Genomic DNA, 17,726 nt, shown 5'->3' with positions numbered 1-17,726 from the left:
TAATGGACCGGCCTTTTTTCTATCAAACACAAAACAACTGATTTACGCTACTCAACTTTCACTTCAAAGTAATATTCCTGACCATTTGGATACACCCCAAGAATCACTACTTCTTCTCCTTTATTGTCTGACAGGACATTGGTCATGTCATCTGCATTGGAGATTCTGTATCTACCATCTGAACCGATCACGGAGGTAATGATAAAGCCAACTTTTGCGCCTGACTTTTTCCAACTTTCATTATCTACAGTAACTATGGTAGCACCACCTTGCAATTTCAGTCGATTTTTTATGTCGGCCTTTACATCTTCAAATACCACGCCATCAAAAGTCACTCGCCTAGGCACCTCTTTTCTTACAATTTTCGTATCACCGGCAATATTCCTAAGCGTAGCAGTAGCCTTTTGCTCTTGTCCCTTTCTGAGGTACCTGACTTCCACTTTGTCACCCGGACGTTTCCTGGCCACCATTTCCTGAAGTTTGGCCACATTAAATGTTTCTACACCATCGATACCGATGATCACATCACCTTTCTTCAGGCCTGCCTCTTCACCTCCACTACCTTCATTGACTTCCATGATATAAACACCTCGGTTAACTCCGATGGTTTCACCCAAATATTCTTCCAACTCAGGACTCACATCACGTATTTGAACCCCTAATAGTCCTCTTTGAACAGTACCAAACTCCAATAAATCATCCATCACTTTTTTCACAATAGAAGTAGGAATTGCAAAAGCATAGCCATTAAAGGTACCTGTTCTCGAAGCAATGGCCGTATTGATCCCGATGAGTTCACCTGACAAATTAACCAAAGCTCCACCCGAATTGCCTGGGTTGACCACAGCATCCGTCTGAAGAAATGATTCAATTTGTAGGTTGTTTTCCATATCGCGCAAAATGCCAATATTTCTGGCCTTGGCACTGATGATCCCTGCAGTTACTGTGGAGGTCAGGTCAAATGGATTACCCACTGCCAATACCCACTGTCCCACTAAAACCTGATCTGAATTTCCAAATTTCACATAAGGGAGTTCCTCAGCTTCAATCTTTAACAAAGCCAAATCGGTTGTTGGATCAGTACCGACCACTCTCGCAGAGTACCTTGTATTATCTTCCAAAGAAATATCTATTCTTGTTGCGTTTTCAATCACATGATTATTGGTGACGATATACCCGTCAGCAGAAATAATCACACCAGAGCCAGAGCTTCTACCTTCTCTAGGCGCCTGTCCTCTGTCAGGCATCCTAAATCCAAAAAACTCTTCAAATGGATCAGCTCCTCTTCTTTGATTCTGACTTACCGAAATGGTGCTTTTTACGTGAACCACAGCCGGCGTAACCAGTTCCGCTGCTGCCACGAAATTAAGACCATCAGGAACAGTGAATTTTTCGTTGTTCAGATAATTGACCAGACTGGACTCCTGTTTCTCGGTAAAATTAGTTGCTGAATTTTGTTTGGAAAGGTAGCTCGCTCCTGCGAGCGCAACTACACCCCCTATCAGAGAGGCCAGAATAATTCCCAAGAAAAATTGCTTTCTATTCATTCTTTCTGTGTTTTAAGTTCTGATTTAGTACACGTAATATATTCGATTAGGATAACAAAAATCAAGCTTGATTTTTTAAATGGCAGAAGTTTTTAACATTGTTTAACGACAATTTCTCCAAGCTTGATCATCCCTGAGAATATAACAAAAAAATAGTCAAGGGGTTTCCCTTGCATCATATATTTTAAATAAGTAAAAAACTACTTACATTTAAAATAAAAATCCCGTGCATATCTTTTTTAAAATTGTTCTTGTATTTTGTTCGATTTTACTATCAACATCCTCCCTTTATGCACAGGGAACACCTACAACTTCCTCTCCTATCGATAGCCTTATTCTTGTTGAAGAAGAAGAAGGCATTCAGGAAAAGGAAAAAATAGATAGGGTAACCTTAGAGGAAAACATTAAAAAAGCCCAGACATACACCATAGCACTAAATCGAATCAATCAGCGTGTCAATGATTTTATGGATACAGCCAGTATTGATAAAGCCATACCTAGCGCTGAAAGGTACCTTGAAGTAGTTGGAAGGCGTTTGGAAAATCAAGATGTCAAAATCAACATCAGGTATCTCAATGCACTGGAAAACTGGCTGAACTATATCGTTTCCGACTTGAATGAAGCAGATGGAAAGATCACCAGAAGGGTGGATGAGCTTTTTTCTGCCAGATTAAAGGTAGACTCCATCAAGCAAGATGAAATCATGAGAATTTCCTTTAGGGATACCACATTACTTCCTGAATATCAACTCACGCTTAGTAATCTTAACACCAACCTTTTGCGGGTTGACAGTACCCTAAATGCCAGAAGATTATTGGTGGCCGGTTATCGCTCAAAAGTTTCCAGCCTATTGATTAATTTGAATTTATTGGAAGAAAAGATACTTTCTCAGAAGAGGGTTCTGGAAAGGGCTCTCTTCGAAAAAGAAACCAATTATATCTGGGAACCACGGGAGTTCCCTTCCACAGAAAGGTTAATTTTTATTTTTAGGGACTCATTCCGCTTCAACCTGAACATTACAAGAAACTATATCAACAAGCATCCTTTCATTTCAATTACATTACTGCTCTCTATTTTTTTATTGACGTATTGGGTAAAAAAATATTTGATCAGTATCCAAGCAGAAAAGGATTTCTCAGCGCTGATTTTAAAGCGATTCAAATATGTAAACAGGTATCCTTTTCTCTCTTCTGTATTGGTCATTTTAGCCATTGCACCTTTTTTCTTCCCAAATCCGCCCATTTCCTTTTTTGCTTTCATTCTAATTCTGAAAGTCAGCATTTCGGGTGTACTCCTAAGAAAAAGGGTGGGATCAGACTCCATGAAGATATGGTGGATTCTTTTTGCCCTCTTTTTGATCAGTGTAGCCAGCAACCTATATTGGGAAGTGGCCTATCAAGAAAGGTGGCATCTTTTGGCTTTTAACCTTTTAGGAATTTATCTGGGCTGGAAACTGATCTATCTGGAAAAAGAAAAAGAAGAGGCCCTGCCTCAATATATCCCGCTTGTTGCAAAAATCTACATTGCATTCTGTTTTATTGCTATTTTGGCCAATGTGCTTGGCAGGTTTTCCTTAGGGAAAATGATCGGAATCACAGCCACGCTAAGCTTGATGCACGCGGTTCCCTTGATCATTTTCATTGCTATCATCAAAGAGCTGATCTACCTAAGGGTAGAGGTAGGCAGATCCAATGAAAGTGGTTTTACCTCTGTGATTGACTTTTATAATATTCAAAAAAGAGTAAATCGAATAGCTTCTTACCTCGCTGTTTTCATTTGGGGCTACTTTTTTTTGGAGAGTTTGGGTATACTGGAAACCATCCTTTTTGGGGTAGAACAGTTTTTAATTAAACCCAGAAGTATAATGAACGCGTCCTTTACTTTTGGGCAAATTGGTATTTTTATTCTGATTCTGTATATCGCAGTCTTTCTGGCCAATGTTGTGGCTTATATATCTTCATTAAGAGATCAGCAAACTGGGAATTTAAGAGGTAAAAAATTGGGCTCTACCGTTTTATTGATCAGATTAGCCCTTTTGATCACCGGTTTTTTGATTGCAGCCGCAGCTTCCGGTATTTCATTGGATAAAATTGCCATTATCCTGGGCGCCTTTTCCCTGGGTATTTCCTTTGGCCTTCAGACCATAGTCAACAACTTGGTTTCGGGGGTAATATTGGCCTTTGAAAAACCCATCCAAATTGGTGACACAGTACAGGTTGGAAATGTTGAAGGCATTGTTAAGGACATAGGCATCAGAGCAAGTAAAATCAAAAACTGGGATGGGGCAGAGGTTATCATTCCCAATGGAGACCTATTGGCCCAGTCCTTAACCAACTGGACCTTATCCGACAAACAAAGACGGGTAGAGCTGATTATTGGTGTAAGTTATAATGCAGATATGGACCAGGTCACCCAGCTCATCCAAAAACAGTTGGAAGTGGAAGGCATATTGAACTCCCCTCCTTCCAGGGTATTGCTTCAGACTTTTGCGGACAATTCCGTTAATTTCCGTGTACTCTTTTGGGTAGAGGATATCGATGTATGGATAACCATACGTGATAGGGTAATGCGCGGAATTTTCAAATCATTTAAAGAACATGGAGTGGAAATTCCGTTCCCTCAGCGTGATTTGCATGTCAAAAGCTTTCCCGGTTTAATCCAGGAAAAAGTGTTCAAAGCAGATGATTGACAACTGGAAACAAGTAGTATCTAAAATGGAAATACGGGGATATCCATGTTGGATCAGGTCATAAATTCCAAGGTTATCCGTGGCTTCCAGCCCCGGTCGGTATCAAACCTTGTCGTCAAACTTCGGGATAGGCCTTCGACCTATCCTATTATATCCAGGGCCTTCAGCCCTATTTTGTATATCTGTAAAACAAGAGATTAGTGTAATTAGTGGCTTAAAAATATTTCCTGCTCACTTTTCACCTTTCCCCTCGTACCTTTTCCCTTTTAAACTATGTTGGAGACCCTCTTTGGCCCGTCCTGAAAACACTAGACAGGTATTATACTTTCTTCCCTTTTGTTTGACTCCTTTGGAGTCGGGATTCCCGAATATAATAATTGCTTCACAACCCCGGGTTTACCCACCCTAAAGGGATTAAACCCCTATCGGGGTTGTTTTGTCACTATTTTAAGCAATCACCTTAATGAATCCCTTAAAACCTTAACTACTTAATGGTTCCGAAATCAGCCTTCCGAAATCCCACTTTGATTCTTGTCTCTTGTCTCTTATTTCTTGACTCTAAGTCTCGCTTCTAACCTCCTACCTAAAGGTAGGCAAGCTCGCTTCTACTGCCTTTGCCTTATCGCCTCGTAAATCACTACCCCAGCAGAAACAGAAACATTCAAACTTTCAATTTTACCCGACAGAGGAATTTTAACAGCAGTATCAGATTGACCCATGAGCTCATCTGAAATACCGTCTTCCTCAGAACCCATGACCAGTGCAGTGGGCAAGGTAAAGTCTGCCTGATACATAAGTTGCTCTGTCTTTTCGGTAACCGCTACCACTTGCAGGCCCATTTTTTTTAGGTCTTTGACGGTATAGTATAAATTTTTTACACGGGCAATGGGAAGGTGGTTAAGAGCTCCAACGGAGGTTTTAACCGCATCTGAATTAATCTGCGCACTGCCTTTTTCCGGAATGACGATGGCATGAACGCCTGCGCATTCTGCTGTCCTGGCAATGGCCCCAAAATTCCTTACATCTGTGATACGGTCCAATACTAAAATCAAAGGAGCGATTCCTTTGGAAAAGCAGGACTCTATCACATTATCCAATGAGGCGTATTGGATCGCGGACATATGCGCCACAACGCCCTGATGATTTTTACGTGTGATGCGGTTAAGCTTGGCATCTGGTACCCTTACTACAGGGATTCTCTCTTGTTTAGCCAAAGACAATAACTCCTTGACCAATTCATTATTTACTTCTTTATCTACTAAAATCTTGTCAATATCTTTCCCAGCAAGGATCGCCTCCATGACTGCCCTGGTGCCAAAAATAAAATCTTTATCGTGCTCTCCTTTATTGATCAGAAAACCATCTGTCCGTTTCTCCATGTAGTGATGCTTTTGAACCATTCCGGCTGAAGGGCTCTGGAACGGTTGAGTATGTAATAATTTGGTGTCAGGATATTCTTGACGCGTGCAAAGGTAAAGGTAATTTTTGAATTTGAATTGGCACTCAAATAAGACCACACTTCCCCATTGGGTCTAAAGTACACTTCATTGGGTGGCCCCATCACTGTATAGACCATGCCCCGGTCGGTTTTCCATCCTTCTTTAAAATCGGTAAACAAAATATTGGCAAATTCAATCTGTTTGAAATATTCACGAATGACATTGATAGCGGTCTGTTCATCTTTCAACATCCCAATCCAATATTTGTCCAGGGCAAGTTTTTTGTCAGTTGCCTCCATGAGGGCCTCATGTTCTCTTCTTGTGGATATATAGGCCACCATGTCGACCATTTCTTCATAATCTTTAACCCTTGGAAAGGCTTCATGCACAGTTTTCACCAACATACCTTGGGTAGAATTGGTGTCGGCCTGAATGAAATAATAGCCCTCTTGATCAAAGGATTTTGGTGCGTTAAGAAAAAATTCTCCCTCGTAATTGACCACTACCTCCCGCGGAACATTGGCAGGCCTGATTTCCATAGGGGGTAAAGGCACATCAAACTGTGTGGGGTAATGAAAGGAATGCAAACTAATCCCCGTTCTGCCCTTGAATTCAAGTGGATCATTTTTCTGAATAAAGGTCTGGTCAAAAGGAATCCTATCGCCGTAATAGGCCCAAAAATCAGGATGACCAAAGATATAGGGGCTCATGAGGTCAATATGATAATAATAAATATCACCTTGACGGGTATCCGTCACTTGCAGCAGTGCAATGGCTAAATTTTGATCTTCCGGGATCTGGACGCTTTTTTCAAAATAATAATGGAAATCAGTGTCGGCTACCAAATCATTTTCAGAAAGGGGTACTAAATTTTGTGCTGTAATGGGCTCCTGATAGCTATTCAATACCACATAGGCAAACTGATAAGTTTCAAATTGAATGTTTTCCTCAATTTTCTCAACAGGCATTTGGAGCAAAAATAACCTTTCATCCTCCTGGACAGGAATAATTTTAAGAGCCAATCTAGCGTACCTTGAATACCTCAAGGATTGGTCGATGGTCTCTAGTGTTTGTTGGGCCAGTAGAACAAAAGGTGCCAAAAACAAGGACATGAAAACTAGTGCTTTTGCCATTGGGTATGTTTTGGTAATGATTTTGGTCATCTGTTTTAAAAATTAAACGTAATTTTGCCCAAATTAATGAAATTTTAGATGGCTACCTATACTACTGAGATTGCATCTGACCGATTGATCAGCGATAATCCCATACATCAACGTTTACTAAAGGCCTATATTGCTGCCAAACCTTGGATTAAAGGTGATTTACTGGAAGTGGGATGTGGAGAAGGAAGAGGAGTGGAAATTTTGATTGAAAATTCGGACTCCTATTTGGGAATTGATAAAATCCAGGAAGTTGTGGACAGGTTGACCGAAAAATACCCACAGGCCAATTTCAAACAAGCCTTTATCCCACCATTTGCTGACATAGCTGACAACAGCTTTGATACTGTAGTGAGTTTTCAGGTGATCGAACATATTAAAAATGACCGGCTGTTTTTGGAGGAAATCAAACGGGTATTGAAACCCGGCGGCAAAGCCATCATATCTACCCCAAATATCCGCCATACCCTATCAAGGAATCCATGGCACATCAGAGAATATACCACCCGACAACTTAAAGAACTTTGCTTAGGTGTTTTTGAAAAGGTCACTGCAATGGGTATCGGTGGAAACGAAAAGGTATGGGATTACCATGAGGCCAACAGAAAGTCGGTCAATAAAATTATGCGATGGGATATTTTGAACCTACAGCACAGACTACCTGCTGTCATGCTCCGATGGCCCTATGAAGTGCTAAACAGGATCAACCGCAATAAACTGCACCAACAAAAAGGGAATGCAGTCACTGACATCAGCCATGAGGACTATACCCTGGAGGATAGTCCGGAAAAGGGATTGGATTTATTCTTTATGCTGAGGAAGGGGTAGTAAAATTAGGATAAAGGTTCGAAAGTTGGATTCCCAAATCCCCCTTTCCATTTCCGAAATCTTTTGTCTTGTGACTTAGGTCTTGCGTCTTGCCTCTAAATTTCGTAAAGGCTGGCAAAGGAGGCGCTGAGGTACGCAAAGCAGTAAGGAATGAAGAATTAGTGGTTTTCACTAATCAACTCTTAACGTTTTTAACGCTTAACAAAATATTTTATTTAAACCACGAATTCCACAAATTACACTAATTATACTGAATCACAGCTGCTTAGAATCTTTGATGTGTTTGTGATATTCTACTGGCAAGGCATAATGAATTAGGCGCAGGGCTTACGAATTAACGCGAATTAGATCCAGCTTCTAAGTATTTGGGAGAAATCAGTCTAATTTCTCGACTCTAGCTTCATGGCACCTCCCCTGGTACTTCGTATTTGGTTCTTGGTACAAAATTATTTAGTGATCAGCAAGTAACACAACAAGTTGAAGAAGGATCTTATCCAAAAAAAGACCGCCAAGGTTTTCATAACCCGAGTGGTCCATATGTAAAATTCTGTTTCACTAAATTTTCAATTTCGAGAAGCCATTAATTGGCTTTCAAATCCATGGTATCAAGTTCGGGGCTACAAATCCCAAAGAGCACCCTTATCCGTGGCTTCCAGCCCCGGTCGGAAACATACCTTGCCGTCAACTTTGGGATAGGCCTCCGACCTACACTATTATATCTAAGCTCTATTTCTGTAGATCTGAAAAACAGGAAATTTGTGGAAATTCGTAAGCCCCGCGCTTAATTCAGTTTCATCATTAACATATGTTATACAATCAGCCAGCAAGAAACCTCATTACTTGAGAAACTAGTAATTAGTGTAAATCTGTGAAATTAGTGGCCTAAAAACGAATTGCTAAAAGACCTGTCTCTCAAACCTTACCAAGGTTCCTTTTCCACTTGCATCCTTTGCGGTTACAAGAATAGCTGAAAGCTTCATATTCAATGGCCCCGCGATACAACCGCGGGACAACAGCACCTGCCACTTTTTTTATTTGCGTGGAATTGGAGAATTCTTCCGAAATCCGACTTCTTACTTCCGAAATTTTTATCTCTTGTCTCTTGTTTCTCGCTTCTCGCCTCTAAACTCTCCCCTCTTGGTACTTGGTACATTGTACTTGGTACAACCACCTCTATCTTCTATCCAACATAGAACCTCCACCAATCGGCCCCATCACCCTTTCAAAATCCTTTCTGATCTGGGAAGAAAGCTCTGTATAACCCCTTTCATCCAGCAATGGGATAAAGAATTTCAACATTTCAGAAGAAATCATCGCTTCCCGATCAAAATCCCTGTTTTCCCTGTTATAGAACTCCAACATTTGTACCGATTTATGGGAAAGCTTTTCTACGATATCCAAAGCCAAGTCATCTTCACCAACTTCAAAGAGCAGCGGTACCATCTGACCGGAAGCCAAATCATAGGGTATAGCTTCATTGGGCATTACCTTTAAGCTGTATTTCAGTATCTCAGCTGCCCTATCCAGATCATCTTCATCCAATAAGGCTATTGCAATGGAATTGATAGCCGAACGGTGATTAGAAGTAAACCTTCTGTACTCATCATCAAAGTAGTTATTAGGATCATCCATACCTCTAAAGGCAAATTTCTCCATGACATTTTCAAAGGCCAAATCGGTATTGACCAATTCGGTGCGCATGCCCTGTGGCTTTCTGACCGGCAATAACCTGTACGTGAGTCCTTCCATGACCACATAATCTTCAATGTCCAAGCCAATGGTAGCCAATGAGGTATTGTTAAAATAAATTGGCCTTTCCCAATTATTGCTGGTAATTAGGTCAATCAACATCATATTCCCTTTGGTAAGATAGTTGCCTTTCACCCTCAGATTCATTTGATCCACCATGATTCCTTCCATGCCTTCTGGTATCAGCCCCTTATTATAAGCTTTTTCAATATCCACATCCAAAATCAGGTTCCTCGAAGGCACCATATTGTAGGTACTTCTACCGCTTGAAGATAACCTTAACAGCTCACTTTCATTTTTCAATAATCTTAAGTACTCTCTTGCAGATATTGCCTCCAGATTTTGGCGGTCCATGACATATAAAACATCATTAGTGCCCTTTCTGTAATTGCGGAATTCTAATGAAAATGGCAAAGGAGCAGACTCATTCGCTTGACGGGTCATCTGTTCCACGTACCAATCTGTATCAAAGTAACTCAATACCACTACCCTTACATCAGTTCTGAAGCCCTCCACTTCCTGCACATACCAAAGCGGGAAAGTATCATTATCCCCCCCTGTAAATAAGATGGCATTTGGCGCACAGCTTGCAAGAAAATTCCTGGCCGAATCCACAGAAAGAAACCTGCCTCTCCTGTTGTGATCATCCCAGTTTTGGGAAGCCATCAATACAGGAACTGGGAAAGTAATTAAAGTGGCCATCATCCCGGCAAAAGCAAGATTTTTATTGAGTTTACCTATCCAATGGGCCAAAGCCAATACCCCCAAACCAATCCAAATGGCAAAGGCATAAAAAGAACCCACATAAATATAATCTCTTTCCCTTGGCTCCACAGGAGGAGAATTCAGGTAAAGGACCAAAATAACACCCATCATTAAAAAGAGCATGGCGTTGACATAGAATGATTTGGGGTCATTTTTTGCCTGGAAAAACAAACCGATCAACCCTAATAGCAAAGGCAACATCAGATAATTGTTATGTGCCTTATTCTCTTTGATATAATCCGGAAATTTATCGGTAAAGAAATCGGATATGCCCAACCATGGCGCATCCGAATAATCACTTTCCCTGCCAGAGAAATTCCACATGAAATAACGCCAGTACATGTGCCCCAATTGATGGGAGAACATAAAATACAGGTTATCACCAAAAGTAGGTTTTTGCCCTTCTCTTAATCCCAACTTGGAACGGTAAATTTGCTTATGCCTTTCCTGGGTGGAATAAATGCGAGGTAAAATAGTGGTTCTATCAGGATCATAAACATTCACAGTAGCATAATCCACCACCTCATATTTATCTTTCCCTTTCACATAAATTGGCGCTCCTTCTTTTTGATCAATCAGTTCTGCATCAAAATATTGTCCATGCAAAAGCGGCCTGTAACCATATTGCTCCCGCTTCAGATAGGAAACAAAGCTGATAATGTCCTTTGGCGCATTTTCATTGATCACAGGGTTTTGATTGGAACGGATGACAATCAAAGCATAGGATCCATATCCAATCAAAACAAATGTCAGTGAGAGAAGAATGGTATTCAGCACCACTTTTTGCTTTTTGATGGAATACAGCATGCCATAAATTAAAGCACCAATAAAAGCAGCCGAGAAAAAGACAATACCCGACCCAAATGGCAATCCAATACTGTTTACAAAAAAGATTTCAATAGAACCTGCCAAACTTGGCAAGCCCGGGATAATGATATTATTGATGACAATCAATACCAGTCCTCCGGCAGCTAAGGCCAGAACTCCCCCTTTAAGGTTAGGATTGGGATATTTTTTGAAATAATAAATTAAGGCCAAAGCAGGAAGGGTCACCAAGTTAAGTAAGTGTACGCCTATGGATAAACCCACTAGATAGGCAATAAATATCATCCAACGGTTTTCTTCCTTAGGATCTTCGATGGTGTCCCATTTCAAAAATGCCCAAATCACAATTGCCGTAAAGAAAGAGGACATGGCATAAACTTCTGACTCAACTGCTGAAAACCAAAAGCTGTCTGTAAAGGTATAGGCCAAAGCACCGATCAATCCCGCACCCATCAAAGAGATGGTCTGACCTTTGCTCACTTCCTCCGCTTTGATCTGAAATAGTTTCTGGCCAAATAAGGTGATGGACCAAAACAAAAACAGGATGGTGAGCCCTGAAAATAAAGCACTGGCAATATTCATCCAAAATGCCACCTGCAGCACATCCCCTAAAGCAAAAAAGGCAAACATCCTGTATATCAACAGGAAAAATGGCGCTCCCGGAGGATGGGGAACCTGAAGCTTATAGGAAACCGCAATAAACTCTCCCGGATCCCAAAAACTGGCAGTTTCTTCCACTGTCAGCACATAAACCATGGTAGCTACCAAAAAAACCAACCATCCGGTGAGGTTATTGACCTTTTTATAATCAAGCATTGTATAAATAAATAGTTGTGATGGGCGAAAATAATGAATTAATCCTAATCAAAAGCCAAATTAACAGCATTTAACCCTGCTTCTCGAAATTTGTCCCCGCTTATCGGAATTTGCAATTTCGAAAAGGGATAAAATGGATTTCAAATGCTAAGGGATGAACGGTTTAGAGGTTAAATTGATCTAAAAAAGTAATCAAGGTCGCAAAGGCAGCCAAGTGTGGCTGCAAAGCCACCTTTGCGCAACTTTTCTTTGCGTCCCTTGAGAAAACCCTCGCGTCCTTTGCGGTTAATGGAAGAGCTGAAAGCTCCATATTCAATGGTTCCGCGGTTCAACCGCGTGACAACATCACCGGCCACTTTTTATTTGGCAGTATATGGAAAATTGAGTCTGTATATCTGAAAAACAAGGAATTAGTGTAAATCCGTAAAATTAGTGGCCTATAACTCTTTCCTAAAAGACCTATCTCTCAAACCTTTCCAAGGTTCCTTTTCAATTCAACTCCTACCGGAGTTGGGAAAAGCGGAAACTTAGGCTACCCTTAACCACCGGGTTATACCCAGGGCAAATAACCTCCGGTATTTGACGCTTTCTGCGTCCGGAATCAGGAAAATTTACAATTCTTGCTCATTACTGCCCGGCAGAAATAGTGAATGATTATTGAACCAAACGGTCAACCTATTTCAGGGAAGGACATCCATCCCACTTTTGCCTTTTGCCTTTTTACTTGGCTCTTAATTCCTGTCTCTCTCCTTGATGAAATCCTTAAAAATCTTAACTTCATAATGGTTCCACTTTCGAAATTCCACTTCCAACCTCCCCCCTCCTAAGGACATCTGAGCTAAGCGATCTTGGTCTGTGATAAACATTACTGTATGACAGCCTTTAAGCGATCTATCTTTGTAATGTTCAAAATAAATATTCAAGACTATGAGCACACAACCAAAAACATTCAGCGAACTGATTTCAGGAGACCAACCGGTATTGGTTGACTTTTTTGCCACTTGGTGCGGACCATGCCAAATGATGCAGCCCATATTAGAAGATACTTCGCGTCAATTGGGCGAAAAAATAAAGATCGTCAAGGTTGATGTGGACAGAAACCCATTGGCTGCCAGCAAATTTCAGGTTCGTGGTGTACCCACACTTATTCTTTTTCACAAAGGGGAAGTAATTTGGAGGCAGTCAGGAGTAGTTCCTGCCCACCAATTGGTCAACATTGTAGAAACACATTTGACTGAGAAAGTTTAACCATACCAATCACATTTTATTTTACTCAAAATGTGTGACAAATGTCATTTTAAAAAAAGGACCAAAGAAATAATTTTACATCATCATTAAAATAAAAAACCCAATAAAGCTATGATAATCGAACAAATTTATACAGGATGTTTGGCTCAAGGAGCTTACTACATCGAATCAAATGGAGAAGCTGCAATCATTGATCCTTTGAGAGAAGTTCAGCCATATATTGAAAAAGCAGAACAGAATGGAGCCAAAATCAAATATATTTTTGAAACCCACTTTCATGCGGACTTTGTATCAGGCCACCAAGATCTTTCAAAGAAAACAGGTGCACCCATTGTTTTCGGTCCTACCGGTATGAAGATGGGATTTGATGCCATTGTTGCAGAGGACAATCAAATTTTTGAAATCGGAGACATCAAAATTAAAGTAATTCATACACCGGGCCATACCATGGAAAGCTCCTGTTTCCTTTTGATCAATGAAGAAGGAAAAGAAGAAGCCCTGTTTACAGGCGATACCTTGTTTATCGGAGATGTAGGTCGACCAGACTTGGCACAAAAGGTCATCAAAGATTTGACACAGGAAAAATTAGCGGCTCATTTGTATGATTCCCTGAGAAATAAAATCATGCCATTGTCTGATGACATCATTGTTTATCCGGCTCATGGTGCAGGTAGTGCCTGTGGCAAAAACATGAGTAAGGAGACTACCGACACCTTGGGTAATCAAAAGAAGACCAACTATGCGCTTCAGGATATGACCAAAGATGAATTTATCAAGGAAGTACTGACAGGTTTGACACCTCCTCCTGCTTATTTCCCACAAAACGTTTTGATGAACATCCAAGGTTATGATTCCATCGATGAAGTATTGAACAGAGGTTTTAACCCATTAAGTCCCGCTGCTTTTGAAGCTGCTGCCAATGAGACTGGAGCCATTGTATTAGATACACGTGATGCCCAGGTCTTTGCAAAAGGATTTATACCTAATTCTGTAAATATCGGAATTGATGGAAGTTTTGCGGTATGGGTAGGGACCCTAGTTCCTGATGTGAAACAAGAAATTTTAGTGGTGGCCGAAGCTGGAAGAGAAGAAGAGATAATCACCAGATTGGCCAGAGTTGGTTATGACCATTGTATCGGCTACATCAAAGGTGGATTTGAGGCTTGGAAAGCCGATGGCAGAGAAGTGGATACCATCACATCCATCTCAGCTGAAGAACTTGCTAACATTATGGAAAAAGAAGGAAATGTGAACATTCTAGATGTGAGAAAAGCCAGTGAGCACCAAAGTGAGCACGTTATTGACTCCATCAATGCGCCTTTGGATTACATCAATGACAGCATGACCAAGGTAGACAAAAACAAAACTTATTATGTACACTGTGCAGGAGGATATAGGTCTATGGCTTTTACTTCCATATTGAGAGCGAGAGGCTATGAAAATCTTATCGATGTTAAGGGTGGTTTTGACGCCATAAAAGACTCTGCCTTGTTCCAAGTAAGCGATTATGTTTGCCCAACAACATTGCTATAACAATTAACTGAAAGTCGATAATTATCCCAACCGAGAAATGGCAAGGCGTAGATGTCTTGCCATTTTTCATTAGAAATCAGGTTGGGTGATAAATGTCACTTATTTGATCCAAAAGATTAGTGAATTTTGAGTATGCTGCGATTTATGATATTTGTCATCTTTTTTGCCTTAGGCAGTAATGTGTTTGCCCAAGGTGAGGAGGTTGCAGAAGACTCAGTACAGGTGGAAAAAGAAAGTTTAGCCAAAATACTGAAAAGTGGTGAAGTGGATTTTCACATAAAATCCTTCTTCATGGCGACTTTGAACAAGGGGGATCTATTGAATTATGCCACCCTGGCTTCGGGTGCTGGGATCGGTTATACCACACCGGAATGGAGGGGATTTCAAGCCAGATTTAATGGTTTCTTTACCTTTCAGGTATTTGAGCAGAATGTACGTATTCCTGACCCAATTACTGGAGCTGGAAACAGGTACGAACTTTTGCTTTATGACATGAATGACCTGACCAATACCAATAGATTGGACCGTTTGGAAGAATTGTACCTTACTTACCGAAAAAATAGGTTCAAATTCACCTTTGGTAGGCAAAAAATAGTTACACCCTTGCTTAACGAGCAGGACAACCGCATGAGGCCTAACGTTTTTGGAGGATTGTCCGCCGTATACTCAGGGATGAACACCAAGTTGACAGCCATGTGGATCAACTCTGTAACCATACGGGGTACAGTAGACTGGTATTCCATTGAGGAGTCATTTGGGGTCTATCCTTTTGGAAGGAACTTGTATGGAGAACCTTCTGATTACAAAGGGAAAATTTCTTCTAAAGGCATCGGCATGACAGGAGTCCAGTATTATAAAAGTGGTCTGACCCTCCAAGGATGGAATTATTTTGTGGAAAATGTATTCAACATGAGTTTTCTTCAAAGTGATTATACACTGAATGTGGGAAGAACCAGAATCCTTACGGGGCTTCAGGGGTTTCACCAATTTCCCGTTAATGAGGGTGGTAATCCTGATTCTCAAAGGACATACATGCATCCTGATGAACGGTCTTCAGGAATAGGAGCAAAAGTGGGTGTGTTTTCAGGAAGACATAATGTATCTTTGAATTACCTAGGCATCAATGACAAAGGAAGATTTCTCTTTCCAAGAGAATGGGGAAGAGAAATTCTTTTTGCAAGCCTACCCAGAGAAAGATATGAGGGAGCCGGAAATATGAATGCCTGGGTAATAAAATATGACTTGATCACCCCATTCGATGGTTTATTTGCACAGTTTGGTGCCGGAAAGGTTAATCATTCCGGCCTTGACTCCTACCGGACAAACAAGTATGCCATTCCATCTTACTACCATTTTTCGGGAATGTTGGACTTTAGGTTCAAGGATTACTTCGAAGGCGTTAACCTGATGCTATTGGTAGTGAACAAGGCTCCTCAGGATAGGGAAATCATGACCGATAGACTTCGAATCAATCGGGTAGAAATGTGGAACTTCAATTTGGTAATGGATTATAGATTTTGAAAAAGAAGCAAGCTTGCCTACCTTCTGGCAGGAGATGAGACAAATGAAAAACAAAATAAAAATTAAATAAAAACTATTGTTATGGAACAGTTTATCGAGTGGATCACTCAGCCTTGGCCCTGGTATGTAGCGGGCCCTTTGATTGGATTGACAGTACCGATTCTATTAATAGTCGGCAACAAATCTTTCGGGATATCATCTTCACTCAGACACGTCTGCGCGATGTGTGTACCTGCAAATATTCCTTTTTTCACTTATAACTGGAAAAAGGAAATGTGGAATATTGCATTTGTAGTTGGTGTATTGTTAGGAGGTTTCTTGGCAACCACCTTCCTATCGAATCCTGATACCATAGTAGTAGCTGAAGCTACACAGCAGGACTTAGCTGCACTTGGTATTACAGATTATTCTCAATTATTACCCGCCGAGATTTTCAATTGGGAAAATCTTTTTACTGCTAAAGGACTTCTTTTCTTTGTTATAGGTGGTTTTATGGTAGGGTTTGGAACAAGGTATGCCGGTGGTTGTACATCTGGACATGCCATTATGGGAATCAGCTCCTTGCAATGGCCCTCATTGGTTGCTACCATCTTCTTCATGATCGGTGGTTTCTTAATGACCCATGTATTTTTGGGGCCTTTAATGAAAATGGTTGGATTTTAAATTAGATTAGGATGAAAGTAGAAGAAAAAGCAAAAAATACACAGCCTGTAGAGTGCGAAGCACCAAATATGCAGGATAGCAGCGATGGATTATTGAAATACCTCATCATAGGAATTTTATTCGGAGGAATATTTGTGAAAGCAGAAATCATTTCCTGGTTTAGGATCCAGGAGATGTTCAGACTTCAATCCTTCTTTATGTATGGGGTTATCGGTTCAGCAATTCTTGTTGGTATAATCTCCATACAGTTGATCAAAAAATTCAACATCAAAACCATTAAGGGAGAGGTCATCAATATCCCTAAGAAGGAATTCAGAAAAGGCCAGATCATAGGTGGATTTATCTTTGGATTGGGTTGGGCACTTACCGGTGCATGTCCTGGACCATTATTTGCCCAAATAGGAAGTGGGTTTACGGTGATTCTGGTAACCTTGGTTTCAGCCATAGCCGGAACTTGGGTGTACGGTAAATTTTCCGACAAACTCCCGAATTAATAGATATTGAAAGTAATTGAAAAGCCATCTCCAAAAGGGGGTGGCTTTTTTTAACCCGAAATATGCATTAGGAATTCTATTACGAGCTAAAAACACTTCATAATCAATCGCTTCACTGCATTTAGCTCATTCACCATAGATATGACTATGATTCATTCGCTAAATGCTTGATTATTTTGTGTTTTTAACTCTTCCCGATAGTCATCGGGACAGGCTACTACGAAACCTAATGCATAATCCGGGTTTATTGAAAAACCTTTTTGACAATTACCCTAATCATAAGTATGGCTGCTAAAATAACTGAGCCTGCGATAACAAATTCCATATTTTTTCTTTTATCAACATTAAAAACAGCAATATGTTTTTCCAAATTTAAGTAAACTCCGAGGTAATTGATTTTCTTATTTCCCTTTTTTGGCCTTAGCTTTGCCTCTTCAAACCTCAACCTA

At 40.5% G+C, this 17,726-nt stretch carries 12 protein-coding genes; 7 read left to right on the top strand and 5 right to left on the bottom strand.

The window, feature by feature from the left end; all coding sequences use genetic code 11:
- Positions 1-47: 47 nt before the first annotated feature.
- On the bottom strand, positions 48-1,547 hold the full coding sequence (locus B879_RS00975) for a Do family serine endopeptidase (RefSeq protein WP_009183250.1): 1,500 nt from the start codon (positions 1,545-1,547) through the stop codon (positions 48-50).
- 226 nt (positions 1,548-1,773) lie between these two features.
- On the opposite strand from B879_RS00975, the gene B879_RS00970 reads away from it, so the two are divergent.
- Positions 1,774-4,236 carry a mechanosensitive ion channel domain-containing protein gene (locus B879_RS00970; RefSeq protein ID WP_009183249.1) on the top strand — a complete coding sequence of 821 codons (2,463 nt, stop codon included), beginning with the start codon at positions 1,774-1,776 and terminating at the stop codon, positions 4,234-4,236.
- Positions 4,237-4,841: 605 nt separating this feature from the next.
- Here B879_RS00970 and rlmB read toward each other — a convergent pair.
- Positions 4,842-5,615 carry a 23S rRNA (guanosine(2251)-2'-O)-methyltransferase RlmB gene (gene rlmB, locus B879_RS00965; protein ID WP_009183248.1) on the bottom strand — a complete coding sequence of 258 codons (774 nt, stop codon included), beginning with the start codon at positions 5,613-5,615 and terminating at the stop codon, positions 4,842-4,844.
- Positions 5,588-6,838, bottom strand: coding sequence for a GWxTD domain-containing protein (locus B879_RS00960; protein ID WP_009183247.1), 1,251 nt, complete (start codon positions 6,836-6,838; stop codon positions 5,588-5,590). The genes rlmB and B879_RS00960 overlap by 28 nt, the downstream gene beginning before the upstream one ends.
- 48 nt (positions 6,839-6,886) lie before the next feature.
- Between B879_RS00960 and B879_RS00955 the strand changes: the two genes are divergently transcribed.
- Positions 6,887-7,663, top strand: a complete 777-nt coding sequence (locus B879_RS00955) for a class I SAM-dependent methyltransferase (protein ID WP_009183246.1) — start codon at positions 6,887-6,889, stop codon at positions 7,661-7,663.
- A 1,173-nt stretch (positions 7,664-8,836) separates the two neighbouring features.
- Here the strand turns inward: B879_RS00955 and B879_RS00950 are convergent.
- A complete protein-coding gene (locus B879_RS00950; RefSeq protein ID WP_009183245.1) occupies positions 8,837-11,818 on the bottom strand; it encodes a glycosyltransferase family 117 protein in 2,982 nt (993 codons plus the stop codon).
- Positions 11,819-12,745: 927 nt separating this feature from the next.
- Here B879_RS00950 and trxA point away from each other — a divergent pair.
- The 5 genes from trxA (at position 12,746) to B879_RS00920 (ending at position 17,277) form a co-directional block, all read left to right on the top strand.
- A complete protein-coding gene (gene trxA, locus B879_RS00940; protein WP_009183244.1) occupies positions 12,746-13,066 on the top strand; it encodes a thioredoxin in 321 nt (106 codons plus the stop codon).
- A gap of 111 nt (positions 13,067-13,177) precedes the next feature.
- The gene (locus tag B879_RS00935) at positions 13,178-14,599 is read left to right on the top strand and encodes an MBL fold metallo-hydrolase (protein ID WP_009183243.1); all 1,422 of its coding nucleotides are present in this window, start codon (positions 13,178-13,180) and stop codon (positions 14,597-14,599) included.
- A 132-nt stretch (positions 14,600-14,731) separates the two neighbouring features.
- Complete coding sequence (locus B879_RS00930) at positions 14,732-16,120, top strand: OprD family outer membrane porin (protein WP_083847913.1); 1,389 nt, start codon at positions 14,732-14,734, stop codon at positions 16,118-16,120.
- Positions 16,121-16,201: 81 nt separating this feature from the next.
- Entirely contained in the window at positions 16,202-16,783 is a 582-nt protein-coding gene (locus B879_RS00925) for a YeeE/YedE family protein (RefSeq protein ID WP_009183241.1), read from the top strand.
- A gap of 11 nt (positions 16,784-16,794) precedes the next feature.
- Positions 16,795-17,277: a DUF6691 family protein gene (locus tag B879_RS00920; RefSeq protein ID WP_009183240.1), complete on the top strand. Its 483-nt coding sequence runs from the start codon at positions 16,795-16,797 to the stop codon at positions 17,275-17,277.
- 244 nt (positions 17,278-17,521) lie between these two features.
- Here B879_RS00920 and B879_RS22810 read toward each other — a convergent pair whose 3' ends face one another.
- A complete protein-coding gene (locus tag B879_RS22810) occupies positions 17,522-17,722 on the bottom strand; it encodes a hypothetical protein (protein WP_162136882.1) in 201 nt (66 codons plus the stop codon).
- Positions 17,723-17,726: the final 4 nt, after the last annotated feature.

It is taken from the genome of Cecembia lonarensis LW9 (genome assembly GCF_000298295.1).
Lineage (GTDB): Bacteria > Bacteroidota > Bacteroidia > Cytophagales > Cyclobacteriaceae > Cecembia > Cecembia lonarensis.
This window is presented reverse-complemented; position numbering and strand designations above follow the sequence as displayed.

What these genes read in the sequence shown, in the direction of transcription:
- B879_RS00975 (WP_009183250.1), bottom strand. Translation starts at nt 1,547, where the DNA reads ATGAATAGAAAGCAATTTTTCTTGGGAATTATTCTGGCCTCTCTGATA.
- rlmB (WP_009183248.1), bottom strand. Translation starts at nt 5,615, where the DNA reads ATGGAGAAACGGACAGATGGTTTTCTGATCAATAAAGGAGAGCACGAT.
- B879_RS00960 (WP_009183247.1), bottom strand. Translation starts at nt 6,838, where the DNA reads ATGACCAAAATCATTACCAAAACATACCCAATGGCAAAAGCACTAGTT.
- B879_RS00955 (WP_009183246.1), top strand. Translation starts at nt 6,887, where the DNA reads ATGGCTACCTATACTACTGAGATTGCATCTGACCGATTGATCAGCGAT.
- B879_RS00950 (WP_009183245.1), bottom strand. Translation starts at nt 11,818, where the DNA reads ATGCTTGATTATAAAAAGGTCAATAACCTCACCGGATGGTTGGTTTTT.
- trxA (WP_009183244.1), top strand. Translation starts at nt 12,746, where the DNA reads ATGAGCACACAACCAAAAACATTCAGCGAACTGATTTCAGGAGACCAA.
- B879_RS00935 (WP_009183243.1), top strand. Translation starts at nt 13,178, where the DNA reads ATGATAATCGAACAAATTTATACAGGATGTTTGGCTCAAGGAGCTTAC.
- B879_RS00930 (WP_083847913.1), top strand. Translation starts at nt 14,732, where the DNA reads ATGCTGCGATTTATGATATTTGTCATCTTTTTTGCCTTAGGCAGTAAT.
- B879_RS00925 (WP_009183241.1), top strand. Translation starts at nt 16,202, where the DNA reads ATGGAACAGTTTATCGAGTGGATCACTCAGCCTTGGCCCTGGTATGTA.
- B879_RS00920 (WP_009183240.1), top strand. Translation starts at nt 16,795, where the DNA reads ATGAAAGTAGAAGAAAAAGCAAAAAATACACAGCCTGTAGAGTGCGAA.